This is a genomic window from Serratia sp. MMO-28, from assembly GCF_037199905.1.
Classification (GTDB): domain Bacteria; phylum Pseudomonadota; class Gammaproteobacteria; order Enterobacterales; family Enterobacteriaceae; genus Chania; species Chania oryzae.
Window position 1 is genome coordinate 1 of sequence record NZ_JBBCVB010000148.1, and the last position, 223, is coordinate 223.

1 protein-coding gene is annotated in these 223 nt (G+C 65.5%); it reads right to left on the reverse strand.

What is annotated here, in order from left to right:
• Positions 1–223 (reverse strand): autotransporter outer membrane beta-barrel domain-containing protein (locus WG891_RS26940; protein ID WP_337265144.1); only part of this gene is annotated, 223 nt, incomplete at both ends.

Sequence of the window (223 nt, forward strand, 5' to 3'; positions counted from 1 at the left end):
GGTTTCCCCCGAGTCGGTGGTGCCGGTTGCGCGCCCGTAGCCGGCCATCACCCCCAGCCCGAAGCGATCCTGCCCGGTAAACTGCGTATCCCACACGTCGCCCCCCAACTGTGCCACATAGCGGTTGCTGGAGTTGGACAGTTGGCCCGATGCATCTTCGAACTTGTTGCGCGAGCCCACCTGACGCAGCCACAGGCTGGAGCGTGTCTCCGTTCCGCTCAGG